At 74.0% G+C, this 20,558-nt stretch carries 16 protein-coding genes and 2 tRNA genes; 12 read left to right on the top strand and 6 right to left on the bottom strand.

Annotated features, from left to right (window positions below; genetic code table 11):
- Positions 1–202: 202 nt before the first annotated feature.
- The 4 genes from ACIQWA_RS12490 (at position 203) to ACIQWA_RS12475 (ending at position 5,887) form a co-directional block, all read left to right on the top strand.
- Positions 203–3,202, top strand: a complete 3,000-nt coding sequence (locus ACIQWA_RS12490; RefSeq protein WP_402481400.1) for a UPF0182 family protein — start codon at positions 203–205, stop codon at positions 3,200–3,202.
- A gap of 66 nt (positions 3,203–3,268) precedes the next feature.
- A tRNA-Met gene (locus ACIQWA_RS12485) sits at positions 3,269–3,342 on the top strand.
- A 131-nt stretch (positions 3,343–3,473) separates the two neighbouring features.
- Positions 3,474–3,547: transfer RNA gene (locus ACIQWA_RS12480), tRNA-Met, on the top strand.
- Between the two features lie 366 nt (positions 3,548–3,913).
- The gene (locus tag ACIQWA_RS12475) at positions 3,914–5,887 is read left to right on the top strand and encodes a tetratricopeptide repeat protein (protein ID WP_402481397.1); all 1,974 of its coding nucleotides are present in this window, start codon (positions 3,914–3,916) and stop codon (positions 5,885–5,887) included.
- Between the two features lie 70 nt (positions 5,888–5,957).
- Here ACIQWA_RS12475 and ACIQWA_RS12470 read toward each other — a convergent pair whose 3' ends face one another.
- Positions 5,958–6,383 carry a Fur family transcriptional regulator gene (locus tag ACIQWA_RS12470; RefSeq protein WP_360233318.1) on the bottom strand — a complete coding sequence of 142 codons (426 nt, stop codon included), beginning with the start codon at positions 6,381–6,383 and terminating at the stop codon, positions 5,958–5,960.
- A 105-nt stretch (positions 6,384–6,488) separates the two neighbouring features.
- Between ACIQWA_RS12470 and ACIQWA_RS12465 the strand changes: the two genes are divergently transcribed.
- Positions 6,489–7,964: a catalase gene (locus ACIQWA_RS12465; protein WP_360233321.1), complete on the top strand. Its 1,476-nt coding sequence runs from the start codon at positions 6,489–6,491 to the stop codon at positions 7,962–7,964.
- Positions 7,965–8,086: 122 nt separating this feature from the next.
- Here the strand turns inward: ACIQWA_RS12465 and hisN are convergent, their stop codons facing one another.
- The 5 genes from hisN to ACIQWA_RS12440 all read right to left on the bottom strand — a co-directional run bounded on the left by hisN (position 8,087) and on the right by ACIQWA_RS12440 (position 12,585).
- Positions 8,087–8,884, bottom strand: a complete 798-nt coding sequence (gene hisN, locus ACIQWA_RS12460; RefSeq protein ID WP_360233324.1) for a histidinol-phosphatase — start codon at positions 8,882–8,884, stop codon at positions 8,087–8,089.
- Between the two features lie 44 nt (positions 8,885–8,928).
- Positions 8,929–9,252 (bottom strand): multidrug efflux SMR transporter, encoded by a 324-nt coding sequence (locus ACIQWA_RS12455; protein ID WP_188303055.1) that lies wholly within the window; start codon positions 9,250–9,252, stop codon positions 8,929–8,931.
- Between the two features lie 129 nt (positions 9,253–9,381).
- Positions 9,382–10,437 (bottom strand): ribosome small subunit-dependent GTPase A, encoded by a 1,056-nt coding sequence (gene rsgA, locus ACIQWA_RS12450; protein ID WP_360233327.1) that lies wholly within the window; start codon positions 10,435–10,437, stop codon positions 9,382–9,384.
- Between the two features lie 15 nt (positions 10,438–10,452).
- The gene (gene aroA / locus ACIQWA_RS12445; protein ID WP_402481391.1) at positions 10,453–11,784 is read right to left on the bottom strand and encodes a 3-phosphoshikimate 1-carboxyvinyltransferase; all 1,332 of its coding nucleotides are present in this window, start codon (positions 11,782–11,784) and stop codon (positions 10,453–10,455) included.
- Between the two features lie 75 nt (positions 11,785–11,859).
- Positions 11,860–12,585, bottom strand: coding sequence for a M50 family metallopeptidase (locus ACIQWA_RS12440; protein ID WP_360233333.1), 726 nt, complete (start codon positions 12,583–12,585; stop codon positions 11,860–11,862).
- Between the two features lie 233 nt (positions 12,586–12,818).
- Between ACIQWA_RS12440 and ACIQWA_RS12435 the strand changes: the two genes are divergently transcribed.
- From ACIQWA_RS12435 to ACIQWA_RS12405, 7 genes are all read left to right on the top strand, one after another.
- Positions 12,819–13,571 carry an SOS response-associated peptidase gene (locus ACIQWA_RS12435; protein ID WP_402481387.1) on the top strand — a complete coding sequence of 251 codons (753 nt, stop codon included), beginning with the start codon at positions 12,819–12,821 and terminating at the stop codon, positions 13,569–13,571.
- Between the two features lie 18 nt (positions 13,572–13,589).
- Positions 13,590–14,228 (top strand): alpha/beta family hydrolase, encoded by a 639-nt coding sequence (locus ACIQWA_RS12430; RefSeq protein WP_360233339.1) that lies wholly within the window; start codon positions 13,590–13,592, stop codon positions 14,226–14,228.
- A gap of 198 nt (positions 14,229–14,426) precedes the next feature.
- Positions 14,427–15,332 (top strand): sigma-70 family RNA polymerase sigma factor, encoded by a 906-nt coding sequence (locus tag ACIQWA_RS12425; RefSeq protein ID WP_375894128.1) that lies wholly within the window; start codon positions 14,427–14,429, stop codon positions 15,330–15,332.
- Complete coding sequence (gene rsrA / locus ACIQWA_RS12420; protein ID WP_402481383.1) at positions 15,329–15,757, top strand: mycothiol system anti-sigma-R factor; 429 nt, start codon at positions 15,329–15,331, stop codon at positions 15,755–15,757. Before ACIQWA_RS12425 ends, rsrA begins: the two co-directional genes overlap by 4 nt.
- Before the next feature lie 367 nt (positions 15,758–16,124).
- Positions 16,125–17,558 carry an HD-GYP domain-containing protein gene (locus tag ACIQWA_RS12415; protein WP_402481381.1) on the top strand — a complete coding sequence of 478 codons (1,434 nt, stop codon included), beginning with the start codon at positions 16,125–16,127 and terminating at the stop codon, positions 17,556–17,558.
- Between the two features lie 128 nt (positions 17,559–17,686).
- The gene (locus ACIQWA_RS12410; protein WP_402481378.1) at positions 17,687–19,213 is read left to right on the top strand and encodes an HD-GYP domain-containing protein; all 1,527 of its coding nucleotides are present in this window, start codon (positions 17,687–17,689) and stop codon (positions 19,211–19,213) included.
- 334 nt (positions 19,214–19,547) lie between these two features.
- On the top strand, positions 19,548–20,534 hold the full coding sequence (locus tag ACIQWA_RS12405) for a hypothetical protein (protein WP_360233351.1): 987 nt from the start codon (positions 19,548–19,550) through the stop codon (positions 20,532–20,534).
- Positions 20,535–20,558: the final 24 nt, after the last annotated feature.

The following is a 20,558-nucleotide window of genomic DNA, read 5'->3' as shown; positions in this document are numbered from 1 at the left end:
CCTCACACGCCGGGCGGCGCCCGCTCGCCGGGGCGGCCCCGGGGTCCGGGGCGGGGTGTTCGGGCGGGGCGGCGGGGGGTTGCGGGGGAACGGCGTCGTAACCGTCTGCTAACGGTGGGAACTCGGTCGAGGACTGGTTAAGTTGCTCTGACGACCGACCGATTCCAGACGACACAGCTGAGGTGCCACCGTGGTATTCCAGATGCCGGAACGCTCAGGGCCGGGTTTCCGGCGGAGGGTGGGCCCGCCCTCCCGGCGGGCGCGGGTGGCCCTGCTGACCCTGGGCGTACTCGCGGTGCTGTTCCTGCTGTTCGTCATGTTCGCCGGGTTCTGGACGGACTGGCTGTGGTTCAGGTCGGTCCACTACTCCTCGGTGTTCACCACCCAGCTGTGGACGAAGGTCGGGCTGTTCGGGGTCTTCGGCCTGCTGATGGCGGTGATCGTCGGCTTCAACGTGTGGCTGGCGCACCGGCTGCGGCCGCCGCTGTCGGCGATGTCGGTGGAGCAGCAGAGCCTGGACCGCTACCGGGCGGGCCTGGCGCCGTTCAAGCGCTGGGCGCTGATCGGGGTCTCGCTGGTGATCGGCCTGGTGGCGGGTGCGGCGGCGTCCGGCCAGTGGCGGACCTGGCTGATGTGGACGAACGCGACGTCCTTCGGTGAGAAGGACGCCCAGTTCGGCATGGACGTCTCGTTCTACGCCTTCGACCTGCCGTTCTACGAGTTCGTGCTGGGCTTCGCGTTCAGCGCGGTGATCGTCTCGCTGCTGACCTCGGCGCTGGTGCACTACCTGTACGGGGGGCTGCGGCTGCAGGGCCCGGGCCGCCGGGCGAGCGCGGGCGCGCAGGGGCACCTGGCGGTGCTGCTGGGCGTGTTCGTGCTGTTGAAGGCGGTGGCGTACTGGCTGGACCGGTACGGGCTGGCGGTGAAGACCGGCGCCTACAAGGGCGTTTCGGGCTGGACCGGGCTGCGCTACGTGGACGCCAACGCGTTCCTGCCGGCGAAGACGATCCTGTTCTTCGTCGCGATCATCTGCGCGGTGCTGTTCTTCCTGACCCCGATCCGCCGCACCTGGGCGCCGGCCCTGATCGGGCTGGGGCTGATGGTGCTGTCGGCGGTGCTGATCGGCGGGCTGTACCCGGCGATCGTGCAGCAGTTCCAGGTCAAGCCGAACGAGCAGGCCAAGGAGACGCCGTACATCCAGAAGAACATCGACGCGACCCGGCAGGCGTACGGGATCGCGGACGCGCAGACCACCCCGTACAGCCCGCAGGGCTCGACCACGGGTGACGCGTTGAAGCCGGACGCGCAGACCATCGCGGACGTGCGGCTGCTGGACCCGAACATCGTGTCGCAGACGTTCCAGTCGCTGGAGCAGCAGCGCAACTACTACGCGTTCCCGAGCACCCTCTCGGTGGACCGCTACGGCACGCCGACGGGCAAGCAGGACACCGTGATCGGCCTGCGCGAGCTGGACCTCAACGGGGTGCAGCGGAACTGGATCAACGACCACTTCAAGTACACCCACGGCTACGGCGCGGCGCTGGCCAAGGGCAACCAGGTCGACGACAAGGGCGGGCCGGTGTTCACCGAGTCCGGCCTGCCGGCCACCGGTTCGCTGGGCGACTACGAGCAGCGGATCTACTACGGCGAGAAGACGACGACGTACTCGATCGTCGGCGGCTCGAACAAGGAGATCGACTACACCGACGTCAAGACCGGTCAGAACGTGGAGTACACGTACACCGGTGACAGCGGTGTCTCGCTGGACAACCCGATCACCCGGGCCGCGTACGCGGTGCGCTTCGCCGAGCCGCAGATGCTGTACGCGGGGGCGATCACCGACGGCGCGAAGGTGATCTACAACCGGACGCCCAAGGAGCGGGTGGAGAAGGTCGCGCCGTGGCTGTCGATCGACGCCGACCCGTACCCGGTGGTGCAGGGCGGCCACGTGGTGTGGGTCGTGGACGGCTACACCACCTCGGACGGCTTCCCGTTCTCGTCGAAGACGACGCTGGGCACCGCGACCAAGGACTCGCTGACCAACCAGCGCGGTGAGCTGCTGACCGCCGCCAACCAGGTCAACTACATCCGCAACTCGGTCAAGGCCACGGTGGACGCCTACACCGGCGAGGTGAAGCTCTACCAGTGGGACGAGAAGGACCCGGTCCTCAGGACCTGGATGAAGGCCTTCCCGGGCACCGTGGAGCCGAAGGCGGACATCCCGGCGACGCTGCTGCCGCACCTGCGCTACCCGCAGGACATGTTCAAGGTGCAGCGCGACCTGCTCGGCCAGTACCACGTGACGGACGCCAACTCCTTCTTCAACGGCAGCGACATCTGGCAGGTCCCGGTGGACCCGACCAGTGACACCAAGCAGGTCCAGCCGCCGTACTACGTGACGGTGCGGATGCCGGACGCCCAGGCCGCGAGCTTCTCGCTGACCAGCACCTTCGTGCCCAACCAGCGGCCGAACCTGGCGGCCTTCATGGCCGTCAACGCGGACCCGGGGGACGACTACGGGAAGATCCGCATCCTCAAGATGACGGGCGAGAGCGGCGCCCCCGGCCCCGGCCTGGTGCAGTCGAAGTTCAACTCCCGCCAGGAGGTGGCGAACCAGATCTTCGCGTTGAAGAGCGGCGGTGACACCGAGCTGGAGTACGGCAACCTGCTGACCCTGCCGGTCGGCGGCGGGCTGTTGAACGTCGAGCCGGTGTACGTGCGCGGGCGCGGCGCCAAGTACCCGACGCTGCAGAAGGTCCTGGCGGTGTACGGGGACGACAACGTGGCGTTCGAGAACACCCTGGACGACGCGCTGCGCAAGCTGTTCGCCGGGCAGGCCCCGCCGGCCACGCCGGTGGCGCCGTCCAGCCAGGGCGGGACGACGCCGGGCACCGGCACGGCCCCGGGGACCGGGACGACGCCCGGCGGCGGCAGCACGCCGACGCCGACGCCCACCGCGCCGGGCACCCCGGCCCCGGGCGGGACGATCTCGCCGGAGCTGCAGAAGGCGCTCGGGGACGCGGAGAAGGCGTACAACGACAGCCAGACCGCGTTCAAGAACGGCGACTGGGTGGCGTACGGCAACGCCCAGAAGGCGCTCGGCGACGCCTTGAAGGCGGCCGAGGCGGCCCGGGCGGGCGGCCAGGCGCCGGCGCCGACGGCGACGCCGACCGGCTCGGGGGCGGCCAGTCCGCACCCGTAGTCCCCGCTGAGCTGCGGTGACCGTTTTTGGTTCCACCCCGCGTCCGTGCTACGGTTCAGTTACCGACGCGGGGTGGAGCAGCTCGGTAGCTCGCTGGGCTCATAACCCAGAGGTCGCAGGTTCAAATCCTGTCCCCGCTACTCAGTAGCAGGAAGCCCGGAGGATCATTCCTCCGGGCTTCTGTCGTATCCGGGCTCCGGGCTCCTGTCTCCGGGGGGCAGGGCCGGTGGCGTCGGGCCCGGTCGAAACCGTGCTAAGGTTTGATCAACGACGCGGGGTGGAGCAGCTCGGTAGCTCGCTGGGCTCATAACCCAGAGGTCGCAGGTTCAAATCCTGTCCCCGCTACTCGGTGTCAGAGGCCCGGAGGATCATTCCTCCGGGCCTCTGTCGTACCCGGACGTTTCCGTCCGGAAGCGGCGGGAACCGCTCCGGTACTATCGACCGTCGCCAACGGGGACGGCACCGGGGTTTGTGGGGTGGAAGTGTCGGGAAATCGACAAAGCGCCGAAGCAATCTCGTCGGCTTCGGGTCCGCCCCACCCGAATTCGGCCGGGGCAGGTGTACGCGGGTAGCGGGTGATGCGACGATGGGACACATGGGGGACGGTGCACGGCCGCTGACGGGCCGTCCGGTCCGGCGCCTCTCCTGGGAGTCCCCCCGGCCGTCGGCCGGGGCACGATGCCGCGACACTCTGGGGGAGCGGGAGTCGGCATGAGGCTGATCGGCAAGTCAGGCGCCAAGTCCGGTGCGGCCGTCGAGGCGGACACCGACGCCTGGGCGGAGAGCGCCGAGAGCCCCGAGAGCCGCCCCGGAGCCCTGCCCGCCCAGCGCACCAGCGGGCTGTCCGAGCGCCCCGCGGTCGGCGGCTCCGGGCCCGACAGCCTCGTGCACGTCTCCACCCGGCAGTTCTCCGCCGCCGTTGGCCCGTACGGGGCGGGCGGCGAGGAGGCGTCGGCCGGCGCCGCGCTGGACCCGGCCGGGCTGGACCCGACCAGCTTCGAGACCGCGCTGGCCGCCCGGGAGTCCGCCGCCCTGGAGGCCCGGCACCGGCAGGCCGCCGACGACGGCGACCCGGACGCCGCGAGCCGCCTGGGCACCCTGCTGCTGCGCCGCGGCGACCTGGAGGACGCCGAGCCCTACCTGCGCGCCGCCGCGGCCGCCGGGGTGCGGGCCGCCGCCAACAACCTGGGCGTCCTGCTGCACCAGCAGGGCCACCGCGCCGAGGCCGGCCAGTGGTGGCGCCACGCGGCGGTGGCGGGCAGCGCCCCCGCCGCGCACGCGCTCGGGCTGCAGCTGCGCGACCAGGGCGAGGAGGAGGCCGCCGAGTACTGGCTGCACTACGCCGCCGACCACGGCCACCCGCTGGGCGCCTACGCCCTCGGCGACCTGATGGAGCACCGGCGCGACGTGCGGGCCGAGCGCTGGTTCAAGGTCTCCGCCGACGCCGGGCACCGCGAGGCCGCCTACCGGCTGGCCCGGATGCGCGAGGCCGCCGGGGACAAGGAGACCGCGGAGGCCTGGTACCGCACGGCCGCCGCCCGCAGCCACGCCCGCGCCGCGCTGCGCCTGGGCGTGCTGCTGGAGGAGCGCGCCCGCACCGACCGGACGCTGCTGGAGGAGGCCGCCCGCTGGTACCGGCAGTCCGCGCAGAACGGGGAGCCGCGGGCCGCCTGCGCGCTCGGCTTCCTGCTGCGCGACTCCGGGGACGTCGCGGCCGCCGCCGAGTGGTGGCAGGAGGCCGCCGAGGCCGGTGACGGCAACGCCGCCAACGCGCTCGGCGCCCTGCACGCGAGCCGCGGCGAGGCCAAGGCCGCCGAGCACTGGTACCGCACCGCGCTCGACGCGGGCGACCAGAACGGCGCCTTCAACCTCGGCCTGCTCTGCGCCGCCACCGGCCGTGACCAGCAGGCCGAGCAGTGGTACCGCCGGGCCGCGTACGCCGGGCACCGGGAGGCCTGCAACGCGCTGGCCGTGGTGCTGCTGCAGCGCGGCGACGAGTCCGGCGCCGAGCCGTGGTTCTCCAAGGCGGCCGAGGCCGGCAGTGTGGACGGCGCCTTCAACCTGGGCGTGCTGCACGCCGGGCGCGGCGAGGCGCGGCAGGCCCAGGAGTGGTACGCGCGGGCGGCGGCCGAGGGGCACGGCGAGGCGGCGCTGCAGCTGGCGGTCGCCCAGGAGCAGCGCGGCAACCTGTCCGGCGCGCTGGAGCGCTACCGGCAGGCGGCGGCCGGCGGTTCGGCGGAGGGCGCCTTCCGGCTGGCCTCGGTGCTGGACCGGCGGGGGGACGCGGACGCCGAGGCCGAGCACTGGTACGCGCTGGCGGCCGACGCCGGGCACCGCCGCGCCCAGGTGCGGATGGGGGTGCGGGCGGCCGAGCGCGGGGCGCTGGAGATCGCCGAGAGCTGGTACCGGCGGGCCGCCGAGGCGGGCAGCCGCAGTGCCGCGTTCAACCTGGGGCTGCTGCTGGCCCGGCAGGACAGCGAGGCGGAGGCGATGCTCTGGTACACCCGGGCCGCCGACGCCGGGCACGGTCGGGCGGCGCTGCGGTTGGCGCTGCTGGCGCTGCGCCGGGGCGAGCCGGTGCAGGCCGAGAACTGGTGCCGGCGGGCGATCGACCAGGGGCCGGCCGAGGTCGCCGAGCGGGCCGGGCGACTGCTGGGCGCGCTGCACGCCGAGCTGAGCGCGTAGGGCGGGTCTGCCGGTTCCCGCCGGGCGCGCGGCTTGTCGGACCCGCCGTGGGGCCCGCCCCGGCGGGTCGTCAACTGCCGCTTCGGCCGCGGCAGTCGGGGCACAGGCCGCGGTAGGTGACTTCGGCGGTGGTGACGGCGAAGCCGAAGCGTTCGGCCGCGGGCAGCGCGGCGAGCGGGTCGCCGTGCGGGTGGACGTCGCGGATCGCGCCGCAGCCGGAGCAGACCAGGTGCTGGTGGGCGCGGTGGGCGTTGGGGTCGTAGCGCTTGGCGCGGCCGTCGGTGGCGACCTCCAGGACCTCGCCGAGGGTGACGAGTTCGCCGAGCGTGTTGTAGACGGTGGCGCGGCTGATCTCGGGCAGGCGGGCGGCGGCCCGGGCGTGCACCTCGTCCGCGGTGAGGTGGACGTGCTCGCCGTCGAGGACCTCGGCCACCACGCGGCGCTGTGAGGTCAGCCGCCAGCCGCGTCCGCGCAGTCTCTCCAGCAGATCACTCATGGGACCAGAGTAAGTCACGCTCCGAGATTGGGACCAGTGTTGACTTAGACAAAGTCCAAGTTAGGATCGTGTCATCTCGATCGGATCCCCCGGAGGCAACCCGCCATGACCACGCAGGACGAGCTTCGCCCGACCCTCACCACCGAGGCGGGTGCCCCCGTCGCGGACAACCAGAACACCGAGACCGCCGGCCTCGGCGGCCCGGCCCTGATCCAGGACCAGCTGCTGTTCGAGAAGCTCGCGCACTTCAACCGCGAGCGGATCCCGGAGCGCGTGGTGCACGCCCGCGGCGCCGGCGCGTACGGCACCTTCACGGTGACGGCCGACGTGACGCCCTTCACCCGGGCGGCGTTCCTGTCCGAGGTCGGCAAGCAGACCGAGGTCTTCCTCCGGTTCTCCACGGTGGCCGGCAACCTCGGCGCGGCCGACGCGGTGCGCGACCCGCGCGGCTTCGCGGTGAAGTTCTACACCGAGGAGGGCAACTACGACCTCGTCGGCAACAACACCCCGGTGTTCTTCATCAAGGACGCCATCAAGTTCCCCGACTTCATCCACACCCAGAAGCGGGACCCGTACACCGGCTCGCAGGAGGCCGACAACGTCTGGGACTTCTGGGGCCTGTCGCCCGAGTCCACCCACCAGGTGACCTGGCTGTTCGGCGACCGCGGCATCCCGGCCAGCTACCGCCACCTCAACGGCTACGGCTCGCACACCTTCCAGTGGCAGAACGAGGCCGGCGAGCACTTCTGGGTCAAGTACCACTTCAAGACCGACCAGGGCATCCGCAACCTCACCCAGGCCGAGGCCAACCGGCTCGCCGGCGAGGACCCGGACAGCCACCAGCGCGACCTGCGCGAGGCGATCGAGCGCGGTGAGTTCCCGAGCTGGACGGTGCAGGTCCAGATCATGCCGGCGGCCGACGCGGCCGGCTACCGCTTCAACCCCTTCGACCTGACCAAGGTCTGGCCGCACGCCGACTACCCGCCGATCGAGATCGGCCGGCTGGAGCTCAACCGCAACCCGGAGAACGTCTTCGCCGAGGTCGAGCAGTCGGTCTTCTCCCCGGCGCACTTCGTGCCCGGCATCGGCCCGTCCCCGGACAAGATGCTCCAGGGCCGGCTGTTCGCCTACGCGGACGCCCACCGCTACCGCGTCGGCATCAACGCCGACCAGCTGCCGGTGAACCGCCCGCACGCCACCGAGGCCCGCACCAACGGCCGGGACGGCCACCTGTACGACGGCCGCCACGGCCGGCAGAAGAACTACGAGCCCAACAGCTTCGGCGGCCCGGTGCAGACCGGCCGTCCGCTCTGGGCCGCGACCGCGGTCGACGGCCTCACCGGCACCCACGCGGCGCCCTCGCACGCCGAGGACGACGACTTCGTGCAGGCCGGCAACCTGTACCGGCTGTTCTCGGAGGACGAGAAGCAGCGGCTGATCGCCAACCTGGCCGGCTTCATCGCCAAGGTCTCGGCCGACCGCGAGTCCATCGTGGAGCGGGCGATCGACAACTTCCGCAAGGCCGACGCCGACTACGGGCAGCGGCTGGAGACGGCGGTCCGGGAGCTGCGCAAGCAGTAGGACGGGCCGGAACGAGCGGCGGGCCCTGTGACCAGCTTTCACTGGTCACAGGGCCCGCACCACTTCTCGCCCGGGGCCGGCTCGACGGGTCGGCTCGCCCGGGTCGGCCCGCCCGGGTCGGCTCAGACGGAGAGCCGCCGCAGGGTCTCGTCGTGCAGCAGGCCGTTGGTGGCCACCGCGTCGGCGCCGCCCGGGCCGGGGATGCCGTCCAGGCCGGTGAAGCTGCCGCCGGCCTCCTCGACGACGATGCAGGGCGCGGCCATGTCCCAGAGCGACAGCTCGGGCTCGGCGGCGATGTCCACGGCACCCTCGGCGACCATCATGTAGGACCAGAAGTCGCCGTAGGCGCGGGTGCGCCAGCAGGCCCGGGTGAGGTCCAGGAACGGGTCGAGCCGGCCGCGGTCCTCCCAGCCGGTGAGGGAGGAGTACGAGAAGGACGCGTCCTCGATCCGGGACACCCCGGAGACGTGGATCCGGGAGGCCTTGGCCAGGCTGCGGCCCGCGTAGGCGCCCAGGCCCTTGGCCGCCCACCAGCGGCGCTGCAGCGCCGGGGCGGAGACGATGCCGACCACCGGGCGCTCCACGCCGTCCGGGCCGTCCTCCAGCAGGGCGATCAGGGTGGCCCAGACCGGGACGCCGCGGATGTAGTTCTTGGTGCCGTCGATCGGGTCGATCACCCAGCGGCGCGGGCCGGAGCCCTGGAGGCCGAACTCCTCGCCCAGCACGGCGTCGCGCGGGCGGGCGCGCTGGAGCACGCTGCGTACGAGCTCCTCGGCGGCCTTGTCGGCGTCACTGACCGGGGTCAGGTCGGGCTTGGTCTCGACCTTCAGGTCGAGGGCACGGAAGCGCTCCAGGGTGACCGAGTCGGCCGAGTCGGCGAGGACGTGGGCGAGTCGGAGATCGTCGTGGTAGTCGGCCATGCCCGAAACCCTAGCTCAGCGGGCCGGCCGGGAGGGGTGGGCGCTCAGTGGGCGGAACCGCTGAGCTGGAGGCCGATCACGCCGGCGATCACCAGGGAGATGGACACCAGCTTGAGCACCGAGGTGGTCTCGTCCAGGAAGGCCATGCCGTAGATGGCGGTGCCGGCGGCGCCGATGCCGGTCCACACCGCGTAGGCGGGGCCGACCGGCAGGCTCTTGAGCGAGAGGGTGAGCAGGCCGAAGCTGCTGAGGGCGAACACGCAGAAGCTGATGGTGGGCCAGAGCTTGGTGAAGCCCTCGCTGAGCTTGAGGTTGATCGCGAAGCCGGTCTCCAGCAGGCCGGCCAGGATCACCAGGGCCCATGCCATCGTGCGCCCCTCCCTGTCGATCGACGGACGGGCCGTGTCCGGCCCGACTTTCCTATGATCGCCAGGGAGGGGCGGTCCGACACCTCGAACGGGCCACGAGCCTCGGGGAAGGGCGGAGCCCCGCGGGGCTCAGTCGCCCTCGCGGGCCTCCTTGCTGGCCAGCAGACGGCGCAGCGAGTAGAGCCGGGCGGCCTCGGCGTGTCCGTCGGCGACCCAGGCGTCCAGGGCGCAGTCCGGCTCGTCGTGGCTGCAGGCGCGCGGGCAGTCGACCGTGCCCGGCTCCAGGTCGGGGAAGGCGAGGATGACCCGGGACGGGTCGATGTGGGAGAGGCCGAAGGAGCGGAAGCCTGGCGTGTCGATCACCCAGCCCGGGTCGAGCGCCTTCTTCGAGCCGGGCTTGGCGCCGGGCGGCGGGGGCAGCCGCAGCGCCAGGGCGGAGACGGTGGTGTGCCGGCCGCGGCCGGTGACGGCGTTGACGTGGCCGGTCTGCCGCCGCCGGTCCGGGACGAGGGCGTTGACCAGGGTGGTCTTGCCGACGCCGGAGTGGCCGATGAACACCGTGGAGAGCCCGCGCAGGTGCTCCCGCACGGCCTCGGCACCGGCGGTCTCCAGCTCGTCCCGGCGGGTGACGACGTAGTCGATGCCGAGCGGGGCGTACGACTCCAGCAGCGGTCCGGCCGGGGCGAGGTCGGACTTGGTGAGCACCAGCAGCGGTTCCATGCCCGCGTCGTAGGCGGCGACCAGGCAGCGGTCGATCAGCCGCGGGCGGGGCTCCGGGTCGGCCAGCGCGGTGACGATGGCCAGCTGGTCGGCGTTGGCGACGACGATCCGCTCGTACGGGTCGTCGTCGTCCGCGGTGCGCCGCAGCACGGAGCTGCGCTCCTCGACCCGGACGATCCGGGCGAGGGTGTCGGTGTCCCCGGAGAGGTCGCCGACCAGGTTGACCACGTCGCCGACGACGACGCCCTTGCGGCCCAGCTCGCGGGCCTTCATGGCGACGACCTCACGCTCCTGCTTGGTCCCCGGGTCGACCAGGCAGGTGATCCGGCCGCGGTCGACGGTCAGCACCATCGCCTCGTCGGCGTCCTCGTGCTTGGGCCGGATCCGGGTCCGCGGCCGGGAGCCCCGGCGGGCGGGGCGGTTGCGGATGTCGTCCTCGTCGGCGTCCTTGCCGTAGCGGCGCATGGTTCAAGTCTCCGCTCAGGCGTCCGCGGCCGCTCCGCCGAGCAGCTCCGCCCACATCTTGGGGAAGTCGGGCAGGGTCTTGGCGGTGGTGCCCACGTTCTCCACCTCGACGCCGGGCACGGCCAGGCCGAGCACCGCGGCGGCGGTGGCCAGGCGGTGGTCCTCGTAGGTGTGGAAGATGCCGCCGTGCAGCGGGCGGGGGCGGATCCGCAGGCCGTCCTCGGTCTCGCTGACGTCGCCGCCGAGGTCGTTGATCTCCTTGGCGAGGGCGGCGAGCCGGTCGGTCTCGTGCAGGCGCAGGTGGGCGATGCCGTACAGGTGGGACTCGGAGTCGGCGAGGGCGGCGACGGCGGCGATCACCGGGGTGAGCTCGCCGACGTCGTGCAGGTCGGCCTCGATGCCGTGGATCCGGCCGGTGCCGGTGAACTGGAGGCCCTCGTCGGTGTACTCGCAGGCGCCGCCCATCCGGGAGTAGAGATCGCGCAGCTGGTCGCCGGGCTGGGTGGTGTGGCGGGGCCAGTCGCGCACGGTGACCCGGCCGCCGGTGACCAGGGCGGCGGCGAAGAACGGGGCGGCGTTGGACAGGTCGGGCTCGACGACCAGGTCGCGGCCGATCAGGGCGCCGGGGGTGACCCGCCAGACGTCCTTCTCGCCGCCGTCCTCGGGGGCGTCGACCTGGGCGCCGGCCAGGCGCAGCATCTCGACGGTCATCCGGATGTGCGGCAGCGACGGGACCGGGCCGCCGACGTGCCGGACCTCGACGCCGTGGTGGTAGCGGGCGCCGGAGAGCAGCAGGGCGGAGACGAACTGGGACGAGGAGGAGGCGTCCAGCTCGACCGGGCCGCCGTCGAGGCCGCCGGTGCCGTGCACGGTGAGCGGGAAGCTGCCGCGGCCGCCGTCCTCGATCCGGGCGCCGAGCGCGCGCAGGGCGTTGATCACGCCGTGCTGGGGGCGCTCGTGGCTGCGCGGGTCGCCGTCGAAGTGGACCGGGCCGTCGGCGAGGGCGGCGAGCGGGGGCAGGAAGCGCATGACCGTGCCGGCGTTGCCGACGTCGACGTTGGCGGGGCCGCGCAGCGCGGGGGCGGGGATGACCCGCCAGGCCTCGCCTCCGCCGGTGCCGCCGGAGTCGTTGTTGACCTTCTCCTCGATGGTGACCCCGAGGGCGCGCAGGCCGTCGGCCATCAGCTGGGAGTCGCGGCTGCGCAGCGGGCGGCGCACCCAGCCCGGTCCGTCGGCGAGGGCCGCCAGTACCAGGGCCCGGTTGGTGACCGACTTGGAGCCGGGGATGGTGACGGTGGCGTCGACGGGGGCGGTGGCGACGGGGGCGGGCCACAGGGTCTCGGTCATGGGGGCCAGTCTAGGGGCCGTACCGGAACGGCCCCTGCTGCGGCCGGATGGCGGGACGGGGGTGATCGGGGTGATCTAGTGGAGGGGTTGCAGCAGCCAGGTGGCGCCGAGGGCGAGGCAGGCCAGGGCGGTGAGCAGGAAGACGGTGACCCAGGCCAGGGCCGGGACGTGGGTGAGCCGGGCGAGCTGGTCGGCGTCGGAGTCGCGGGCCCAGCCGGTGCGGCGCTGGTGCTGGAGCTCCAGGACCGGGCGGACCGCCCCGAACAGCAGGAACCAGCAGCCGAGGTAGGCGAAGCCGGCCTGGACCTGGGCGCTGCCGAACCAGGACACCAGGAAGAAGGAGCCGCCGGCGACGAGCACGGTGAACAGGCCGAAGGCGTTGCGGATCCGCAGGAGCAGGGCGAGCAGCAGGGCGATGGCGAGCCAGAGCAGCAGGGTGATCCGGTCGGCGGCGAGCAGGGCGGCGCAGCCGAGGCCGAGCAGGGCGGGGGCGGTGTAGCCGGCGGCGGCGGTGAGGATCATGCCGGGGCCGGTGGGGCGGCCGTAGGAGAGGGTGAGGCCGGAGGTGTCGGAGTGCAGCCGGATGCCGGCGAGCTTGCGGCGGGTGGCGAGCGCGGCGAGGCCGTGGCCGCCCTCGTGGGCGATGGTGACGGCGTTGCGGGTGACGTGCCAGAGCGGGCGGGCGAGGACGGCGAGCAGGGCGGCGCAGCCGGTCGCGAGGACGAGCCAGCCGGGTGGGGCGGCCTGGGTGCCGGTGACCCGGTCCCACAGTTCGCCGAGATTCTGGTTGTTCGGGTTCATCGGCGGGCTGCGCCTCCGTTCGGTGTGCTGCGTTGTGTTCGGGGTGCTGCGTGGTGCTTCGCCGGGTCGGGCCCGGGGCGGGCCTGGGTCGGGTCGGGGCGGGCTTCGCCGGGGCGGGCCGGGTTGGGCCGTTCGGGGCAGCCTCCCATGCGGGGACGGGCGCAGGGGAGCGGGCGGTTCTGCTCCGTGGATGAGGAAGTGCTGAGCGGGCGTGGTGTGGTTGGCTGGCCCGCATGTGCGGTCGCTTCGCAGCCAGCAGCAAGCCGGAGGACGTCGTCGAGCTGTTCGACGTGGAGTTCTGGGACCCGGAGGAGTCCCTGGACCCGAACTGGAACGTGGCGCCGACCAACAGCGCCTACGTGGTGCTGGAGCGGTTGGCCAAGGGGGCGGCGCGACCGGTGCGGCAGCTGCGGGCGCTGCGCTGGGGGCTGGTGCCGCAGTGGTCGAACTCGGCCGAGATGGCGGTGAAGATGATCAACGCCCGGTCGGACACGGTGCACGAGAAGCCGGCCTACCGGCAGGCCTTCGCCTCGCGCCGGTGCATCCTGCCGGTGGACGGCTACTACGAGTGGCAGACGGTGCCGGGGGAGCGGGGCAGGGCGCGCAAGAAGCCGTTCTTCGTGTCCCGGGCGGACGGCGCCCCGCTGGCGCTGGCGGGGCTGTACGAGTTCTGGCGCAACCGGGTGGTGCCGCCGGGGCACCCGGAGGCCTGGCTGGTGACCTTCACCATCGTGACCACGGATGCCGAGGAGTCGCTGGCGCCGATCCACGAGCGGATGCCGCTGTTCCTGGACCGGCGGGACTGGGGGGAGTGGCTGGACCCGGGGCTGAACGACCCGGAGGAGGTGCGCCGGCTGCTGATACCCCCGCCGCCGGGGGCGCTGCTGGCCACGCCGGTGTCGCCGGCGGTCGGGAACATCCGCAACAACGGTCCGGAGCTCAAGGAGCCGTGGACCGAGGTCGAGTACGAGACCACACTGTTCTGAGACTTGGGAGCTGCCGGGATGACCACCTCCGAACTCGTCACCACCGGGGCCGGGGACGCCCGGATCACCTACCACCGGGCGGCCGCGCCGAGGGCGGTGCTGGCGCTGGGCCACGGGGCGGGCGGCGGCACGGGCGCGCGGGACCTGGTGGCGCTGGCCGGGCGGCTGCCGGCCCGGGGGATCACGGTGGCGCTGGTGGAGCAGCCGTGGCGGGTGGCGGGGAAGAAGCTGGGCCCGGCGCCGAGGACGCTGGACGTGGGCTGGCTGCCGGTCGCGGAGCGGCTGGCCGGGGCCGGGCTGCCGCTGGTGGTCGGCGGGCGCAGTGCCGGGGCGCGGGTGGCCTGCCGTACGGGGGCGGCGAGCGGCGCGGTGGGGGTGGTGGCGCTGGCGTTCCCACTGCACCCGCCGGGGAAGCCGGAGCGGAGCCGGGCGGAGGAGTTGCTGGGGTCGGGGCTGCCGACGCTGGTGGTGCAGGGTGCGGCGGACCCGTTCGGCGGGCCGGCGGAGTTCCCGGAGCTGCCGGCGGGGCACGAGCTGGTGGCGCTGCCGTACGGGAACCACGGGTTCGAGGTGCCGAAGCGGGCGTCGCTGGGGCAGGACGAGCTGCTGGAGCTGATCTGCTCGGCGGTGGGGGACTGGGTGCTGGGGCTGCTGTGACGCCGGTGCCGCTCCGAGGGGCCGCGGGTCGGGGCCGGGGGCGGCGGCGGGGTGGCGGCAGGGCTGGGCGGGGCCGTGAGCAGGGTGTTTCCGCTCGCTCACTCGTGCGAGTGAATGGCCGGTGCGGGCGGGAATGCGGGCGGGGCCGGTGTGGTTGTCGTGTCCGTCAGCATGAGTCACCGGTGAGAGGCAGGGCAGATGGGTTCGATCGCGTGCCCCGAACGGCCGGAGGAGCGCGAGGCCGCCGCGGCGTTCGCCCCCTCCTGGTCGGACTGGCTCGACGCGGGCGAGAAGCCCGTCAGCCCGATATCCTCCATTTCTGGGCGGCCCGCGGTGGGCCGTGCCCGTCATGCCGAGGAGGTGGGTCCGGTCGTCGGGACCGAGCACGAGGCCGATCCGGGCCGTGGCCCGGACGAGGCCCTGCCTGCGGGCGAGGCGCTCACCGGTGAGGAGCTGGCCGAGGCGATCGGTGAGGACACCTTCCGGGTGTCGGCGGAGGAGTCCGAGGAGGCCCGGCGGGAGCGCTTCGAGCGCGACGCCCTGGGCTACCTCGACCCGATGTACTCTGCGGCGCTGCGCATGACGCGCAACCCCGCGGATGCGGAGGACCTGCTCCAGGAGGCGTTCGCCAAGGCGTACGCGTCCTTCCACCAGTTCCGTGAGGGCACCAACCTCAAGGCCTGGCTGTACCGCATCCTCACCAACACGTTCATCAACTCGTACCGCAAGAAGCAGCGTGAGCCCCAGCGCACCGCGGCGGAGGAGATCGAGGACTGGCAGCTGGCCAGGGCCGAGTCGCACATGTCGACCGGTCTGCGCTCGGCCGAGACCCAGGCGCTCGACCACCTGCCCGACAGCGACGTGAAGGACGCGCTCCAGGCGATCCCGGAGGAGTTCCGGATCGCCGTGTATCTCGCGGACGTAGAAGGCTTTGCGTACAAGGAGATCGCGGACATCATGGGTACTCCCATCGGTACGGTGATGTCCCGGCTGCACCGCGGCCGTCGTCAGCTGCGCGGCATGCTGGAGGATTACGCCCGTGAGCGCGGGCTGGTCCCGGCCGGCAGCGGGGCAGGGCAGGAAGCGAAGGGCTCGGGCTCATGAGCTGCGGCGATCCGCACGAAACCGAGTGTGGCGAGGTCCTCGACCACCTCTATGAATTCCTCGACAACGAGATGGCCGAGGGTGACTGCGCCAAGCTGCGCGTGCACTTCGAGGAGTGCTCGCCCTGCTTGAAGCAGTACGGGCTGGAGCAGGCGATCAAGGCACTGATCAAGCGCTCCTGCGGCTGCGACGACACCCCGAGCGACCTGCGCAGCAAGGTGCTGGCCAGGATCGACTCGATCCGGGCCGGGCAGCGCTCGGGCGAGCCGGTGGTGGTCGCGGTGGACACGGGCGTCGAGGTGCACGTCGAGGACGCCCGTCCGGCGCCCAGACCGGCGCAGGCGCACGAGGGCGCGGGCGAGGAAGCGGACGAGGCGAGCGTGCGCCCCGGTGCGCCGGTCGAGGCCGGAGCGCCCGCCGAGTAGTCCGGCCCAGTGGTCCGGCCCAGTGGTCCGTACGGCCCGCCGGCGAGGGCGGGGCGCAGCGATTCGGACCGGGCGTTCGGACAGGCGGTTCGGACAGGGAGTTCATCGGCCCCGGGAGCATGCGCTCCCGGGGCCGCTCCCGTTCTGCGCGCATGCGCCCTCACTCGTTCGAGTGAGTTGGCGGTGCGCCAACTGCGCCATTGCGCGATCATGCGTCCCCACGCCCGGACGGCGGCCTATCCTCCTGACGGACGCTCACCGCCGGTCAGCCCGGCGCGCTGAGGCAACAGGGCCCGGACGCGGGGAGGCCGAGATCGCTACCGACAGTGGAGGCGCGACCCTGCCACAGGGGGCTGCGCGCTACCTGGTGGCCGTCCCGGTGGCGGCCCTGTGCTGCCTGCTGCCGCTGCTGCCCGAGGCCGTCACGCCCGGAGTGCCGCGCTGGCTCGGCCACCCGGCGGACTGGCCCAAGATCGGGCTGCTCGGCTTCCTGCACGGCTGCTGGGAGTCGCTCGCCCAGGGCCTACCCACCCCCTGCTCGCTCCTGCTGCGCCGGCTGCTGCGCCGCCCCGCGCCCGCCGGACGGGTGCCCGCCCGCCCCGGGGTGAACGCCTTCTTCCCGGTGCTGTTCGCCGGGGTGCTGATGCTCCCGCCGGCCGCCGCCGCCCTGGTCGCGGCCCCCGCCGCCCTGCTCGGCGGCCCCACCGGCCCCGGCTGCCGCGGCCGCCAGCTGTTCAACGGCTCCCAGCTCGCGCTGTGCGCCTTCGCCTCCTCGGTCGCCTTCCACCTGCTGCACGGCCCGCAGCTGCTGCTCGGCTCCCGCTTCCCCGCCGCGCTGCTGCCCGGTTTCGCCGCCGTCGGCGCGTTCTGCCTGGTCAACGGGCTGGTGGTGGGCGTCATGGTGGTGCTCAGCGAGGGCCGGCCGGCCACCGAGGTGCTCCGCGGTGCCTGCGCGGTGTGCGGGCTGCCGGTGCTGGTGCACGCGGCCGGCGGGCTGATGGTCGCGGTGCTCTGGCAGGGCCCGTACGGGGCGTTCGCCGCCCTGCTGGCCCTGCTGCCGCTGTCCATCTCGGCCTGGGTCTTCGCCCAGGGCCAGCGCGAGCGGGACGCCCACCAGGCCACCGTGCAGTCGCTGGTGCAGGCGGTGGAGATCAAGGACGCCTACACCCGGGGGCACAGCGAACGGGTCGGCCGCGCCTCGGTGCTGATCGCCGATCAGCTCGGCATGGAGCCCGAGCGGCTGCGCACCCTGCGCTTCGCCGGGATCCTGCACGACGTCGGCAAGCTCGGCGTGGCCACCGAGCTGCTGCGCAGAAACGGTCCCCTCGACGAGGACGAGCGCCGCGCCGTGGAGATCCACCCGGTGTACGGGTACGAGCTGGTGCGCGGGATCGACTTCCTCGGCGAGGCGCACGCAGGGATCCTGCACCACCACGAGCGGATGGACGGGCGCGGCTACCCGAGCGGACTGGCCGGGGAGCAGATCCCGGAGTTCGCCCGGATCATCTCCGTCGCCGACGCCTTCGACTCGATGACCTCCACCCGCTCCTACCGGCGCGGCCGCCCCGTCGCCGAGGCGGTGGCCGAGCTGGAGCGCTGCTCCGGCAGCCAGTTCGACCCGGTGATGGTGCGGGCACTGATCGAGGCGCTGGCCGTGCACGACTGGCAGCCGGTGGTGCACTCCGAGGACTGCGTACGGGCCGTCCCGGACATTCCGCTCGGGGTGCCCGAGCCGGTGCGGGCCGCACCCGGACGGGTGCCCGCCCAGGGCGGGACCCGCCCCGTGGCCGGGCAGCCGTGACCGGGCGCGCGGCCGGCCCGGGGGCCGGGAGAGGGTCGGCGCACGGGACCGGGACCGGGTCGGGGGCCGGGGCGGGTTCGGCGCATCGGAGCGGGGCCGGGGCGGGGCGCGGGCGTACCGCGCGCGGGGTGCACGCGGCCGCCGCCGTGCTGCTGGTGCTGGCGCTCGGCGCGGCCGTGGTGCGGGGGATCGCCGAGCCGAGGGTCGCGCTGGCGTTCACCGCGCTGATCGCGCTCGGCGAATGCGTCCGGATCACCCTTCCGGGTGACCGCGAGCAGGCGCCCATCGGCGCGGCCGGCGCGCTGGCGTACGCCCTGCTCGGGCCGCTGCGCGGGGTGCCGACCGCGCACGGCACGCTCCAGGTGGTCGCGGTGACCGGGGTCGGCCTGCTGCTGGGCTGGCTGCCCGGGCTCGCCCTGCCGCACCGGCCAGAGCGCCCGCACCGGCGGCCGCCCTGGGCCGACCCGGCCCGGCGGGACAGTGCCGCTCGCCGACTGCTCGCGGTCGGCTTCGCCGCCGCCGTGTTCCAGCCGCTCTACAACGGCGGCCTGGTGGACCGCTTCTCGCCCGAGGGCCCCGCCTACGGGGCGTTCCTGACCGCCGTCGCCGCGCTGGCCGCGCTCTGCGACGCCACCCTGGCGGCGCTGCTGCGCTCCTCGGGCCCGTCCTCGCCCGCCCGCCGTTCGCCCTCCCGCCGTTCGCCCTCCCGCCGTTCGCCCTCCCGCCGTTCGCCCGGAGGGCGGGCGGGGCGCAGGTGGGGTCCGCCATGGTGGCGCCCCTTCCCCGGCGCCGGGGAAGGCGCCGTCGGCGGCCGACGACGGCGCGGCGCGGCGGGCGCCCCGGCGGCGGCCCGCGGCCGGGAGCCCGAGGACGGTCCCGTGGCCGGTCCCGGGGCCGGCGGTCCCGGGACCGGCGGGCCGCGGTTCCCGGCCGCGCTGGAGGACGAGCTGCGCTCGCTGTTCGGGATCGGCTCGGCGATCGTCGCCACCGGGATGCTGGTCAGCCTCGCGGCCGGCGAGGTCGGGCTGTGGGCGCTGCCGCTGTTCTGCACCCCGCTGCTGCTCGCCCAGGTCTCCTTCCGGCGGGCCGCCGCGGTGCGGGCCACCACCGGGCAGACCATCGCCAGCCTGGCCCGGGCCACCGAGGTCGCCGGGTACACCCCGCACGGGCACGCGCGCCGGGTCGCGGACACGGCGTGCGCGCTCGGCCGCGAGCTGGGGCTGGGCACCCGTGAGCTCGCCCTGCTGGAGTACGCGGCGCTGATGCACGACGTCGGCCAGCTCTCCCTGGTCGAACCGGTGCCGGACGGCGCCACCGCGCTGCTGCCCGCCGTCGAGCAGCAGCGCATCGCCCGGCTCGGCAGCGAGGTGATCAGCCGCACCGGGGTGCCCCGGCAGGTCGCCGAGCAGGTCGCCCGACTGGCCGACCCCTGCCCCGGGCCGGTGGGCGGTGAGGGCCCGGTGCCGCTCGCCGCCCGGATCATCCGGGTCGCCAACGCCCACGACGACCTGCTCACCGCCGCCCGGGGGAAGGGCCTGGGCGAGGCGGTGGGGCGGCTGGAGGCGCTGGAGGTGCTGCGGCTGGGGCGCGGGCGGGTCTACGACGCCCGGGTGGTGGACGCGCTCGCCCGGGTGGGCGGGCAGGGGCGGGGCTGACGGCCGACCGCCGGGGGCCGACCGCGTGGGGCCGACTGCCTGGGCCCGACCACCTGGGGCCAGGGCCGGTGGCCGGGCGTGCGGTCCTCGCCGGGATGCGGTGGCGCCCGCCCGGGCGGGCGCCCGTCCGGGGTTGAGGAGGTGCGCTCCGGCGGGCAGGCTGGGGAGGGGCGGTCCCCAACCTCGGCGGTGGGGAGCGCGGGTGGGGGCGGGCGTGGTTGGATGCGGTCGTAGCGTGGAACACCGACCCGGAGCACCGGGACCCGGGCCCCGTCGAGGACGGGACGGGCCCGGCGGCAAGGGACTTGAGCGGACGACGACGGCAGGGACGAACGTGAGGATCTTCCACCGGGCACGGCACCGGCCGTCCGCCACCTGGCGGCAGACGACCGACCGGGCCTTCACGCTGATCGGCGACGGCCGCTACGAGGACGCCGGCGCCCTGCTGGTGATGGCCGCCGACCTGGAGCCCTGGCTGTCCGACTCCTGGTTCAACCTCGCCCTGCTGCACAAGTTCCGCCGCGACTGGGAGCAGGCCCGCTCGGCCGGCCTGCGCGCCGTCGCCCTGCTCGACCGCGAGCAGGGCGCCCCCGACTGGTGGAACCTCGGCATCACCGCCACCGCCCTCCAGGACTGGCCGCTCGCCCGCCGCGCCTGGCAGGCCTACGGGCTCAAGCTGCCGGGCGGCCCCGGCGGGGACGGCCCGGTCAGCCTGGAGCTGGGCACCACCCCGGTGCGGCTGTCCCCCGACGGCGAGTCCGAGGTGGTGTGGGGCCGGCGCCTCGACCCCGCCCGGATCGAGGTGCTGTCCATTCCGCTGCCCTCCTCCGGCCGCCGCTGGGGCGAGGTCGTGCTGCACGACGGCGCCCCGCACGGCGAACGGGTCACCGACGGCGTCGCCTACCCCGTCTTCGACGAGATCGAGCTGTGGGCGCCCTCCCCGGTGCCGACCTACGTGGTGCTGCTGCAGGCCGCCACCGCCGGTGACCGGGACGCGCTGGAACGGCTGGTCGCCGACGCCGGCTACGCCGCCGAGGACTGGACCTCCTCGGTGCGGCTGCTGTGCCGCGCCTGCTCGGAGAGCCGGATGGCCGCCGACGACGGGATCGTCGCCCACCACGACCCCCACGACGACGGCGACGCCGCCCACCCCGGGCACCTCAGCCACCTCAGCCAGGGCGGCGCGGCCGGGATGTCCTGGCTGGTCGAGCGCGAGTGCGGGCTCGCCGCCCCGGCCCACCTGGTCCGCTCCCTGCTCGACCGCTGGGTCGCGGCCGCCCCCTCGACCAGGGCCTACCGGGATCTCGAAGAGGTCTGCTGAACCCGCTGAGTACCCTGGTGAGGT

This window comes from Kitasatospora sp. NPDC098652 (assembly GCF_044760155.1).
In the GTDB taxonomy this organism is placed as follows: Bacteria; Actinomycetota; Actinomycetes; order Streptomycetales; family Streptomycetaceae; genus Kitasatospora.
This window is presented reverse-complemented; position numbering and strand designations above follow the sequence as displayed.